The organism is Moorena sp. SIO4A1 (genome assembly GCF_010672065.1).
Classification (GTDB): domain Bacteria; phylum Cyanobacteriota; class Cyanobacteriia; order Cyanobacteriales; family Coleofasciculaceae; genus Moorena.
Genome location: NZ_JAAHHX010000115.1, coordinates 1 through 11,300 on the forward strand (window position 1 = coordinate 1; position 11,300 = coordinate 11,300).

Here is an 11,300-nt window from a genome sequence, read left to right on the forward strand (position 1 = left end):
GGAGCAGATAATTTGCGCTCGCTGTTGTGTTTTACTCAAGCAGTGCGACTTCATTCGTGGTCTGACCCATTTTCATTGGTGGCAGGCAGCCAAGGCTTAACGATAACTATTTAACCGGATTTGATATTAGACGTTTGCTACCAATATCTGCACGTTTTGCCATAGACTATTGACTGAATTAAGACTAATTACTGAAGAACGCCCACTCTACTTTGCAGAGCTGTTTCTGGGGTCAGACTAAAATTTGATTGCTGGGGAGCTGGGTCTCCCACACTTCCCACACTCCCTGCTCCTTAAGATTCTTCTTCTATAGGCTCGTCGTCTATAGGCTCGCCGTCTATAGGCTGGGCGTCTATAGGCTGACCAATATCGAAGATAATGATAAATTTCCTATCAGGCATCAGTCGTTTCAGAGCCTGCAAGTGACCTTCCGCATCAGAACGGTTGCGGAAACGAGCAACAACCACCCGTTGCATTTCGGGCAACAGCCGAACAACTACCCATGGGTGTAGGCGTTGAGAGTACGACATAAAATATTAGGTATCTCCTTAACTGGGGGTCTAGAGCCAGCCTGGGGTCCTGGAGAAACTGTCGGCTGGCTTTTACCGTGGAACGTTTTAGCGCCCACGGTAATTTTATTATAACACAAAAAAAATTATATTATAACATTTTTTAAGAACTTTTGTAACAAATTTTTTAGGGAGTAGGGAACAGGGAATCGGGAATCGGGAATCGGGAGTAGTGGAGTGGGGAAAAATCCTGTGTAACAAATTAATTAATTTTTTAGAGAACTATGGGTGATGCGACCTTGGAGCCGCTTCCAATTCCCGATTTCCTAACTATTCCGGTATTAACGCAGTCGCTAATAGTGGAAACAACAGCACTTGACTTGCTACCCACCCTTACACTATTTACCACCTTTACCACGCTTTCCTCCCTATTCCCGATTCCCGATTCCCGATTCCCTGACATTGTCAATTTTTATTTTCTCTCTTATAATAGTATTATAGGAATAGTTAAAGGAGAGTCAACTGATGAACAAGTGTGTTGGTACTACTGAAGCGGCATCTTTATTAGGAATTTCCTCTAGACGATTGCGCCAACTTCTAGAGAAGGGTCGCGTCCGGGGTGCCTATAAAACCGGGAAATTCTGGATTATTCCTTTGTTCAACCATTTGCCACAAATTACCAAAGGTACCCGTGGACCAAAGGGCAAATGGCGCACTAGTCGTCCCCCTGCTTTAGCTAAGATTAATGTCAATCGCAATCACATTGGCTCGAATATCAAGAAAAGTCCCAAAGACCGGAAGCCAGTGATTTCAGTAAAACGAAAGGGCACCAATCTCTACGGCAACGAGGTCGAAATCCTCGGTCCGTGTAAGATTGTGTATCAGCCGGATAATCCACTCGATTGTGGCGCTCGTTTGTGGATCGAAACTTTCAGCGATATTCACTTCATTGGTGGCAGTTTCCCCGCCACTCGCTAATGATCATGGCAACAGTCTTTGACTGTCGGGATTGACGGTAGGTCACGCTAGGTGATTGCATTTACCAATCCTAAGACTTACTTGATAGCAAACCCGGTATCTGCTCGCCTAATTGGTGAGATGAACCCTAATACGATATCTGATTTAGGAATTGAGAGCTGTACCAATTGCTCTGCAATACGCAAATCAGTGCCATCGTAGTGTACCCAAACTTTCCCATCGTGACTAACATCAATGTGTAGATAACAACCGTAAGTTCGTTTAGAGCCACGCCATCCATTGAAATAAAGCAGGTAGTGTCCTCTCTCATCATCTAAAATAATCTGACTCTTCACCTCATCATCAGGACGCTCACCCAGCTTCCCAGTTTCTATGGTGATTTGACGAACAATTGACTTATATTTAGCTACTTTATCCATCGTTCAATAATTGCTTCATCTATCCGATACACCAGCATTTTCACCTGATAGCGATCCAGTAGTTCCATAATAAAGTCTTCCTTGAAAAAATCGTCATAGGTATCATCTGGTACAGCTAAAAATAATGTTCGTTCTGGCATCTTTTTTTCAAGAGCAAACTTATAAAAACTAAATTGCCCCAAAGCTTGGTAAAAATCATGAAGCGTTGAGACACCAATAAAGCTTTTTATCTATACAGCAATCTTTTCACCATCTTTTTGAGCAGCAATTAACCGTTCAGCTCCCAAATCAACCTGAATCTTACGTTTGCCAGCTTCTACAATGAGCGGGTCATCCGTAATCATCAGCCATCTTTCCTTGACTAGCGCTGCTTTGACTAGTTCATGATACTTGTCTCTTGCCATAGTAAAATAGCAATATCTTCAGGAAAACCCTACCGATAATAGGATAGTCATACCAAAATCCTGATGCCCGGCAATATTTCCTAGTACTTTAACGGTAAACAAACTGTAAATGTACTTCCTTTGTTTAACTGCGATCGCACTTTGACATTCCCCCCCATGCCTTCGACCAACGTCCTGACAATGGATAGTCCCAAACCCGCACCACCAGTAGAACGAGTTCTAGTTTCATCGACCCGATAGAAGCGGTCGAAAATACGGGCTTGTTGTTTTAAAGGAATACCGATACCACGATCACAGACCTCAATTCTGCCACTGCCATCTACCTGAGATAACTTAACGGTGACTGGTTTATCGATACTAGAGTATTTGACGGCATTATCAATCAAATTCAGTAAGACTTGTTTGAGGCGATTGATATCAGCTTTGACCCAAATCCCAGGTTTATTACTCTCAACTTTAATAACTCGCTTACTATATTGTCTTGCCATCTCAGCAACTTCTTCCACCAAGTCATCTAAGACAAAGGCTTCTAGATTGAAGTGTATATGACCACTATCTGCTCGTGCCAAATCCAGTAAATCCTGCAACATTTGCACTGTGCGGTCAGCTTCTGAAGACGCAATTTCTAGAGCTTCGCGCTGAGGTGGACTCAAATTAGTACCGCGACGTAACGTACTTTGGACATAGCCAGAGACTAAGGTTAAAGGAGTACGCAATTCATGGGATACATTGCTAACAAATTGCCGTTGATTTTCTAAGGCATCATTCAGACGCACGAGCATTTCGTCAAAGGTTTGTGCCAATTCTCTGACTTCTGTGGGAGCATTATCGAGCTGTATTTGCACATCCCCCAAATCATCAGCAGAAATACTCTCAGTTAGCTGACTCATCAACTGTAGTGGTTGGAGCGATCGCTTAATATAGAATGCGATCGCAATACACATCCCTCCAATAGCAAGTACTGTAGCAATCCCCAGACTCCGGATCAGCTGCAAAAACATCTTTTGATCACTAGTAATGTCTTGGGCAATGTAAAACTTACCGAGATTGGTTTGTTTAACTTCCAAAGTAGTGCCGCAAACCACCCAGTAGCTTCCGTTTACTTCCAAGATTTCCGGCATGGGCGGTATCCGTGACAAATACTCCGGAGAAGTCAGAGTGTCCATGACCTCTAGGGCTTCAGATTGAGCAACAATACCATTGTTGGGATGCTTTACCCAGAGTAGGGTGTTACTATTGCTGAGTTTATCAATTGCCTTTTGCATCCCGGTTTCCGGGGTAACCATATCGCTATAGATTTCTACATCCTGGGGGAAGCGCTCTGCAATATAACTAATACTCTGTTTGTGAGTGGAAACCAGAATATGCTGCATTTTCCAGCTGGTCCAAATTGCCAAACTCCCCATACCTAAGGCTGAAACAGCGGCAATTCCTAAGGTTAGTCTTACCCGTAGGGAACGTAAATCAAGATAATGGTAGTAGTTATTCAAGAATTTTTCCAGCAAACGGCTGGGGAACTTCATCAGTCTTTGTCGGAATATTTATATTAATATTACTAATTATCAGTTTTACAGAACAATCTGAGAAATTACTGATAGACTAGTTAGAATCAGATAACTAATATTTTTTTCGGGAGCATGGGGATTGTCAAGCTAAACCAAAGGGAACAGGGAACAGCGGATCTGGGAACAGGGAGTAGGGAGTAGGGAAAAGGGAAAAGGGAACAAAAATTCTCGCAATTCTTTTAGGGTTCTTGGTATAGGTAAATTGGTAATTGGTAACTTTTATTACTATCAAGCCATAACTCCAGGAATATAAACACTACCAAAAACTCGACCGATAACACTACTAAAGTAATTTAACAGGATCTGATTGGGTAGACTAGCCTAAGGTTAGTAACTGTAAGTATCCTCAGGGGGTGACAAGCATATTCAAAATCTTACAGGGGTTAGGTTTTAGGGGTTAGGTGTTAGGGAAAATTGTCAAGCGGGTGGATTGATTAAAACTATCATTGACGTTGTATGGTTAAAATTGCTTCAATTGCTGGGAAATACAAATGACACCGATGCGCTCATTTTACCCAATACCTAAAACCATACACCTAACACCTATCTAGGTTTGAGCTTTGTTGTCACCCCGTGAGGTAAGTATCTTCTTGTAGCCGAGTAAAAAGCCACCCTGTTGAACTGGATTTATTTAACTCCCTATCGGGATTTATTTTATTTGATAAACATAGCCCAATTATGAGTATCGGTAATCGGTAAAATAACGTATATTTATACATACTACTATCTACCAATGGGAATTTCTTTGTGAACAATAACAAGTGGTGAGAGGCTTACCTATCACCCGCTCATGACCTGACGCCATCACCAGATCTAAGGTTGAGTATATAGGCGTAGGGTGTGTTAGGGACGGGCTCCCCAAGACGCAAGCCATAGCAAGTGTTGGGACACTCCGTCCCGTAACGCACCACCGCGTCAAATAGTATGCATTGATATAAGCTGAAAACCTTGTCTAGTCAACTTTTGCCTTCCCCTCCTGGGAGGGGTTAGGGGTGGGTTCCTCTTGCCTCTTGCCATTGGGCGTAGCGCTATATTAGACCTCTTGCAAAAGTCCAAAACTAGTCTCCGATAATCCTTCCGAGATTGGAGATCCGAAGTTTTCTACTGCTGTAAGAAGTCTAATTTCTAGTTCTATCAATATCCCGTTCTATTGACACTCCCCGTCCTATAAGAACGGGGATTCTTTAATCAACGAGGAGACTTGTTCAACCAGGCCGGAACCAGGAAGAATCGAGGTTTCCTCTCCTAAAGCGTTTTGGTCTAAGACCAGGGTTCCGGTGTGCCCCACCGTACCCAAGGCTCTTTTCAGGATGTTGATGGCTGCATTATGGTCGCGTTCGCGTAGCGTCGCCTGAGGCCGAAGGCCACGCTACGCGAACGGCGAATCTAATTTGCACCCACACTTGCAGGCGTGAGTTCTGGTTGATAGCGATTTTTTGACAACTTCACCACAACTGGAACAATTTTGACTAGTGTAAGCAGGATTAACTGCTACCGTTTGCCTGCCAAACTTTTGTCCAAAATATTCCAGCCATTTCCTGAATTGATACCAACCTGCATCATTAATAGATTTGGCAAGACAATGATTTTTGACTAAATTTCTAATCCTTAAGTCTTGCCTTACGGCACGCTGCGCGAACGTAAGCAACCACGTCGTTAGAGTGGATTACGCAACGCGCCGGAGACGAAACCTTAGAAGAGTGCAGCCTTACAACAAAACCTGTCACCTTTTATGCATAGCCGACTAACCATAAAGGCTTCTTTATTCTTACGGTAACTTCTAACCAGTCTCTTGGCATGTTCTTCACGTCGCCTACTTATTTTAAGGTGTGTCCGACCTAGTCTATTAATGGCTTTTCTGCGATTGGATGTTCGCGAAGCGTGGCCTACGGCCTTGCCTTTCTTTTTACGAGAAACCCGACGTTGATGAAACTTTAGTCTTTTTTCACCTTTACGATAAAACCTGGGATTAGGTTCTACACCCCCTTTGGAGTCGGTGTAAAATTCCTTAAGTCCTACGTCTAGTCCAATATTAGTATGATTTGGTTCTAGAGATTCCTTTTCATCTACTTTTATACAGAATTGAACATAGTAGCCATCTGCGCGACGTACCAATCTAACCCGCGCGGGTTAGCTTTTGATTATAACGCCATAACTCCCAGGTTCCTTTCAGTTTCAGTTTCCCGATACCTTTCTTGTCTAAGAATTTTATTGATTTAGCATCCCCTGACAACTTCCAGCCCGATGTCTTGTATTCAACCGTTCGCGCAGCGTCGGCTACGCCGAATCTGGAAAATTTCTTGAACTTGGGATATCCTTTTTTACCAGGAACTTTTTTTTTGCATTTATCGTAAAATCTAGCAATTGAGCTATAGGCTCTTTCAACCGAAGCCTGACATGCGTGGGAGTTCAAGTCTTTCACAAAGGGATACTCAGCTCTAAGCGACGTATTATGACGATACAGTTCTTTTTGTCCTATACCCTTGTTGTCCATCCAGTAACGGATACACTTGTTGCGGACAAATTGACCGGTGCGGATCGCCTCATCAATTGCGGCATATTGAGTTTTGTTCCCTTTGGCCTTAAACTCCAAGACTTTCATTATTGACCTGAGACAACTCTAGGTAAAGTATAGTACAAAAAGAGAAAGCCGTCCTAGAAGGACGGGGCTTGAGACCCAAAATTTTTGGTCAATACCGACAATTTGATTATGAAACGTTTTGGAAATTTAGTGCTAATTTGGTCAGGAATCCTAATGGCGGGTGAAGCCTCAACTGCCTTAGCTGAGTCTCCCAAAATCGGGGAATCGGAACCGATCCAACACAGTAGTGAACCTCTAACTGTCTCAGATGCATGGGCTACTGAGGTTTCTGACATGTCAGAGTATACTGAAGTTCCTAGGTCGGGGGATATATCTGAAACTGAAGCACCGACTACCGATGCCTCTACCGAAACTTCCGATACTGGTATACCTATACCTATAAATCCTATAGATATAGAAGTGCCATTACCGGATAATTCCACTGAAGACACGGAGCAGCAAGATACCTTAGTAGATAGGGAGCTTCCAGAAACAGACAGCTCTACGACAACTGTACCTACAATAGACTCAGATACCAAAGATACTGATTCCGATACAGAGGCTTTGGATACAGAAACTGCGGATACAGAGGCTTCGGATACAGAAACGGCGGATACAGAAACTGCGGATACAGAAACTGCGGATACAGAGGTAGAGAAAGAAGAAACCACAACGGCTGTTGACGCTAACGAAAACGACCTGGAAGCAGAAGCTGAAGAACTCAGCCCAGAAGAACTGGCCAAACAGCAGAAACTGATTGAAGCCGATAGACTTTATCTAAGTGGAGATATAATTGGTGCTGAACAACTATATCGTGAAGCCAAGAATCCTTTTGATAATCCAGAACCAGTTCAAAAACTACCGGAGCCAATTTACGAAACCACTCAACTCTCTCCCGCTGGTGGAGTGTATTGGCGTAACTATGAGTCAGGGCTAGAAAAGAATTTAGAAAGTAAAATTCTAATTCCCCTCAAGTTTTTAGTAGAGCAGCAACCAGAATTTATTCCCGGTCATATACGCTACGCTAAAGCTCTAAAAGATTATGAGCGGCTTGATGAAGCCTTAGTAGTTTTAACGCAAGCTAAAAATCTATATCCCAATGAGCCGGAATTAATCAAGGTAACCATGGCAATGCTAGCAGACTCAGAAAATTGGTTTGAAGCATCTCTGGTAGCTCGTGAATTTGCCCTGTTTAATACTGAGCATCCTCAATCGGAAGAGTTTCTTCAGCTCGCTGATCAGCATCTAGACCGCCACATTTCCCATCTCCGGAATGAAATTACCGGTAATACAATAATGAATGTGATCACTGGAACATTAGGTTATGTTTTTACTGGTAATCTCTTTGGTCCGCTATCAGCAATAGAGTCAACTGTATTAATGCTCCAGGGAGAATCAGGCATTGGCAAAAGAATTGCTAAACAAGCACAAAAGCAATTACCGATGCTAGAAGACGAAGAAGTGCTGGAGTATGTGCGGGAAATGGGAAATGAACTTACCAAGGTAACAGGTCGCGATGAGTTTAACTACGAGTTTTATGTAGTTATGGATGACCAACTCAATGCTTTTGCTCTACCAGGAGGTAAAATATTTATCAACGCTGGGGCTATCCTAAAAACCAAGTCCGAAGCAGAATTAGCTGGTTTACTGGCTCATGAACTATCCCACGCTGTGTTATCCCACGGTTTCCAGTTAGTAACTCAAGGTAACTTGACTGCTAACATTACCCAATTTATACCCTATGGTGGCACTGCTGCTAATTTAATTGTACTTAACTATAGCCGGAATATGGAACGTCAGGCTGATGATTTAGGAACTAAAATTCTTGCGGCTAGTGGCTATGCAGCAGATGGATTGCGCAATTTGATGATTACTCTCCATGATCAAGGTGGACCAAAACCCTTATTTCCTTGGCTTTCAACTCACCCAGAGACTAAAGAACGGATTAATAATTTAGAAGCTATAATTGACAGGAATGGTTACAACCGTTATACTTATGAAGGTGTAGAAAAACACCTAGAGATTCAGAAGCGAGTTGCTGAACTTCTCAAAGAATATGAGGAAAAACAGAAGGAAGAAGAGGAGGGAAAACAGGAGGGAAAACAAGAAGATGACCAGGATAAAACACAGAAGGAAGAACAGGAGCTAAAACAAGAAGATGAGCAGAAGCAACTACAGCAGGAGTAAGCATATGGGCTATGCTCACGCTGGGCGAACAGCAGTCAGCAGTCAGCAGTCAGCCATTCCCGTAGCGTAGCCATAGGCCAAGGCTCAAGCTAAGTGAACAGCTTATTTTATTCAAAATCACCTCAAGTAGGGTGGCCACCAGCCCCTGATAGCTGATAGCTGAACGCGCACGCGTGCGCGTAGCGCTTAAGCTGATAGCTGAATACTTACGATCACATGGCTTCGAGTTCCTTACCTTTGGTTTCCCGAACTGCGAACACAACTAAGAAAAAGGAGATAGCAGCAGCAATGGTATAAAGACCATAAGCAGTACCTAAACCAAACCTAGTCAGGAGAATGGGGAAGGTGATGGTAATGAAAAAATTTGCCATCCATTGAGTTGAAGCACCAACAGACAGTGCAGACCCTCGAATCTGGTTGTTGAACATTTCCCCTAGCATCACCCAGACCACTGGTCCCCAGGAAAAGCCAAAGCAGAACACATAGAGGTTAGCGCCTAAGAGGGCGACAATCCCTTGAGAGTGAGTCAGAATCAATTCACCAGCGCTATCCAAGTGGGCGAAAGTGAAAATAAATGCCATTATCCCCAAGGTCAAGGTCATCCCAATAGACCCGATCAGCAGAAGGGGTTTGCGTCCAAATTTGTCGATGTATGCGATCGCTAAAAGGGTAGTAATAAGATTAATAGCGCCAGTAATAACATTAATTAGCAGGGAATCTCCTTCTGAAAACCCTACCTCTTGCCATAACACATTACCATAGTAGAATACTACATTAATTCCCACAAACTGTTGAAATAGAGATAGTCCCATGCCTACCCAGACAATGGGAAGGAGCATACCATTTTTACCAATCAGATCAGACAGTTTAGGCTTGCGCTCCTTGAGAAGTGTTTGCTGAATTTCCAAGACCTTGGCTTGGACATCACCACTCTCAATCTTGGCGAAAACAGCAGCAGCTTTTGTCAATCGGCCAATAGAGACCAAAAAGCGGGGAGATTCAGGAATTAACCAAGCCCCCACCCAATAAACAGTTGCTGGAATAAGCTCCATCCAGAACATCCAGCGCCAAGCCGGTATAGAAAACCAAAGTGGTGCTTCTGCTGAACCGGTAGCCATACCAATCAAGTAGTTGCTGACAAAAGCAATAAAAATACCAATAACAATGGCCAATTGCTGCAGAGAACCTAACCTTCCCCGCAGGTGAGCTGGAGAAACCTCTGCGATGTAAGCTGGACTAATTACACTAGCGGCACCCACAGCAATGCCACCCACCAGTCGATAGACTATAAAATCCCAGATACTGATTGCTATACCAGAGCCAATGGCACTGATAGTAAATAAAGCAGCAGTGATCAGCATCACCTTTTTGCGGCCATACCAATCTGCCATCTGTCCAGCGTAAAACGCCCCAACTGCAGAACCTAGCAGCATCGAAGATACTGAAAATCCCGTCCCGACGCTAGTGGAGTTAAAGGCTTTTTGCAGTGCTGTAATCGTGCCATTGATCACTGCACTGTCGAAACCGAATAAAAAACCACCAATGGCAGCTACTGCGGAAATCAGAATTACAAAAGATATATGGTATTGTTGTTGGTCATTTATCATTGATAGCAGTTCTCAATGGGGTGAGGTACTTTCGTCTTGGGTTAATGGGAGTAGGGAGTAGGGAGTAGCGCTGCATCACTTTTCAATTTTCTATATTCATACCAAGTTGCGGTCAAAGGTACAACAATCTCATCCGCCCATCTCCCCATCTCCCCATCTCCCCATCTCCCCATCTCCCTATCCAACCAATTTAATCTGTTTGAATGCAACTCGGTATCATCCATACCTGGAAGCTTTTTGCCCTAATTCTTTAGGTGGACAAGTTGCCAGTTAAGCAACTGTCTATGGAAAGAACGACCTATCACCAATGGCATAGCAGGGTTCAATAGTAGACAGAGCGAGGATTAAAGCCGAATCTTGCTAAGACCTTAACTACCAAGGAATTGTGTACAGGTTTAAATAGTGGCATGGGATACCTCACCAGGCTTTAAAGAAGGAAAGTAGAGTTTAAAGGTAAGGTAAAGCTGAGGGAGCTTGCAGCAAATGGAATCAACTAAAAACCCCACCATGGAAGAAATGAACCTATTCTCAGAGCCTGGCACTGGCAAGGTAGAAAAGACAATTACCCCTCATAAGCCAGGACGAGTCAAGTTTAAAGCAACTTACTGGCCAGCAGAAGTATGCTCTGATTTTCAAGTCACCCTTGAACCTGAAGACCCAGTTACAGTTGTTGGTCGGCGGGGCATTACCCTGATTGTGGTACCAGTCGGTTATATTTTTCCCGATGATTCTCAAGAATCGAGCCAAAACCTAGCCAGAGGAATTGTCTCACGCTTGTTTAGTTGGACTCAACGATTGCCTTGAGTGTTTACAGTATTTTCACATTAAGCCAAAGCCCAATACCACCCTAGGGTCAGTATTGGGCTTCTGGGTTTACTAGACCTTTGGCACTAATAGCAAAGGGAACAGCGGATCACCGGAGTAGGGAGTAGGGAGTAGGGAGTAGGGAGTAGGGAGTAGGGAGTAGGGAGTAGGGAGTAGGGAGTAGGGAGTAGGGAGTAGGGAGTAGGGAGTAGGGAGTAGGGAGTAGGGAGTAGGGAGTAGGGAGTA

Annotated in this window: 11 protein-coding genes and 2 pseudogenes; 4 read left to right on the forward strand and 9 right to left on the reverse strand. The window is 43.6% G+C overall.

What is annotated here, in order from left to right; translation table 11 throughout:
- Positions 1 to 293: 293 nt before the first annotated feature.
- Together F6K53_RS33865 and F6K53_RS33870 are read right to left on the reverse strand one after the other, a co-directional pair.
- On the reverse strand, positions 294 to 530 hold the full coding sequence (locus F6K53_RS33865; protein WP_293022341.1) for a hypothetical protein: 237 nt from the start codon (positions 528 to 530) through the stop codon (positions 294 to 296).
- Positions 531 to 638: 108 nt separating this feature from the next.
- Positions 639 to 770, reverse strand: coding sequence for a hypothetical protein (locus F6K53_RS33870; protein WP_293022344.1), 132 nt, complete (start codon positions 768 to 770; stop codon positions 639 to 641).
- Between the two features lie 23 nt (positions 771 to 793).
- On the opposite strand from F6K53_RS33870, the gene F6K53_RS33875 reads away from it, so the two are divergent.
- The gene (locus F6K53_RS33875; RefSeq protein ID WP_293022346.1) at positions 794 to 1,060 is read left to right on the forward strand and encodes a hypothetical protein; all 267 of its coding nucleotides are present in this window, start codon (positions 794 to 796) and stop codon (positions 1,058 to 1,060) included.
- On the forward strand, positions 1,035 to 1,487 hold the full coding sequence (locus F6K53_RS33880; RefSeq protein WP_293022349.1) for a DNA-binding protein: 453 nt from the start codon (positions 1,035 to 1,037) through the stop codon (positions 1,485 to 1,487). Before F6K53_RS33875 ends, F6K53_RS33880 begins: the two co-directional genes overlap by 26 nt.
- Before the next feature lie 77 nt (positions 1,488 to 1,564).
- Here the strand turns inward: F6K53_RS33880 and F6K53_RS33885 are convergent, their stop codons facing one another.
- The 5 genes and pseudogenes from F6K53_RS33885 to F6K53_RS33905 form a co-directional block, all read right to left on the reverse strand.
- Complete coding sequence (locus F6K53_RS33885; protein WP_293022352.1) at positions 1,565 to 1,906, reverse strand: XisI protein; 342 nt, start codon at positions 1,904 to 1,906, stop codon at positions 1,565 to 1,567.
- A pseudogene (locus F6K53_RS33890) lies at positions 1,894 to 2,310 on the reverse strand (element excision factor XisH family protein). The gene F6K53_RS33885 and the pseudogene F6K53_RS33890 overlap by 13 nt, the downstream one beginning before the upstream one ends.
- Before the next feature lie 80 nt (positions 2,311 to 2,390).
- Positions 2,391 to 3,833, reverse strand: a complete 1,443-nt coding sequence (locus F6K53_RS33895; RefSeq protein ID WP_293043821.1) for a HAMP domain-containing sensor histidine kinase — start codon at positions 3,831 to 3,833, stop codon at positions 2,391 to 2,393.
- Between the two features lie 124 nt (positions 3,834 to 3,957).
- Positions 3,958 to 4,107, reverse strand: coding sequence for a hypothetical protein (locus tag F6K53_RS33900; RefSeq protein WP_293071737.1), 150 nt, complete (start codon positions 4,105 to 4,107; stop codon positions 3,958 to 3,960).
- Positions 4,108 to 5,040: 933 nt separating this feature from the next.
- Positions 5,041 to 6,477: pseudogene (locus tag F6K53_RS33905) on the reverse strand (transposase).
- 108 nt (positions 6,478 to 6,585) lie between these two features.
- Here F6K53_RS33905 and F6K53_RS33910 point away from each other — a divergent pair.
- Positions 6,586 to 8,643 carry a M48 family metallopeptidase gene (locus F6K53_RS33910; protein WP_293071738.1) on the forward strand — a complete coding sequence of 686 codons (2,058 nt, stop codon included), beginning with the start codon at positions 6,586 to 6,588 and terminating at the stop codon, positions 8,641 to 8,643.
- A 212-nt stretch (positions 8,644 to 8,855) separates the two neighbouring features.
- On the opposite strand, the gene F6K53_RS33915 is transcribed toward F6K53_RS33910, so the two are convergent.
- Positions 8,856 to 10,250 (reverse strand): sugar porter family MFS transporter, encoded by a 1,395-nt coding sequence (locus F6K53_RS33915; protein WP_293071739.1) that lies wholly within the window; start codon positions 10,248 to 10,250, stop codon positions 8,856 to 8,858.
- A 41-nt stretch (positions 10,251 to 10,291) separates the two neighbouring features.
- On the reverse strand, positions 10,292 to 10,423 hold the full coding sequence (locus F6K53_RS33920; RefSeq protein WP_293043815.1) for a hypothetical protein: 132 nt from the start codon (positions 10,421 to 10,423) through the stop codon (positions 10,292 to 10,294).
- Positions 10,424 to 10,733: 310 nt separating this feature from the next.
- Between F6K53_RS33920 and F6K53_RS33925 the strand changes: the two genes are divergently transcribed.
- Entirely contained in the window at positions 10,734 to 11,054 is a 321-nt protein-coding gene (locus tag F6K53_RS33925) for an NfeD family protein (RefSeq protein WP_293043813.1), read from the forward strand.
- Positions 11,055 to 11,300: the final 246 nt, after the last annotated feature.

Coding starts and splice junctions, on each gene's coding strand:
- F6K53_RS33865 (WP_293022341.1), bottom strand. CDS start 530: ATGTCGTACTCTCAACGCCTACACCCATGGGTAGTTGTTCGGCTGTTG.
- F6K53_RS33875 (WP_293022346.1), top strand. CDS start 794: ATGGGTGATGCGACCTTGGAGCCGCTTCCAATTCCCGATTTCCTAACT.
- F6K53_RS33880 (WP_293022349.1), top strand. CDS start 1,035: ATGAACAAGTGTGTTGGTACTACTGAAGCGGCATCTTTATTAGGAATT.
- F6K53_RS33885 (WP_293022352.1), bottom strand. CDS start 1,906: ATGGATAAAGTAGCTAAATATAAGTCAATTGTTCGTCAAATCACCATA.
- F6K53_RS33895 (WP_293043821.1), bottom strand. CDS start 3,833: ATGAAGTTCCCCAGCCGTTTGCTGGAAAAATTCTTGAATAACTACTAC.
- F6K53_RS33910 (WP_293071738.1), top strand. CDS start 6,586: ATGAAACGTTTTGGAAATTTAGTGCTAATTTGGTCAGGAATCCTAATG.
- F6K53_RS33915 (WP_293071739.1), bottom strand. CDS start 10,250: ATGATAAATGACCAACAACAATACCATATATCTTTTGTAATTCTGATT.
- F6K53_RS33920 (WP_293043815.1), bottom strand. CDS start 10,423: ATGGGGAGATGGGGAGATGGGGAGATGGGGAGATGGGCGGATGAGATT.
- F6K53_RS33925 (WP_293043813.1), top strand. CDS start 10,734: ATGGAATCAACTAAAAACCCCACCATGGAAGAAATGAACCTATTCTCA.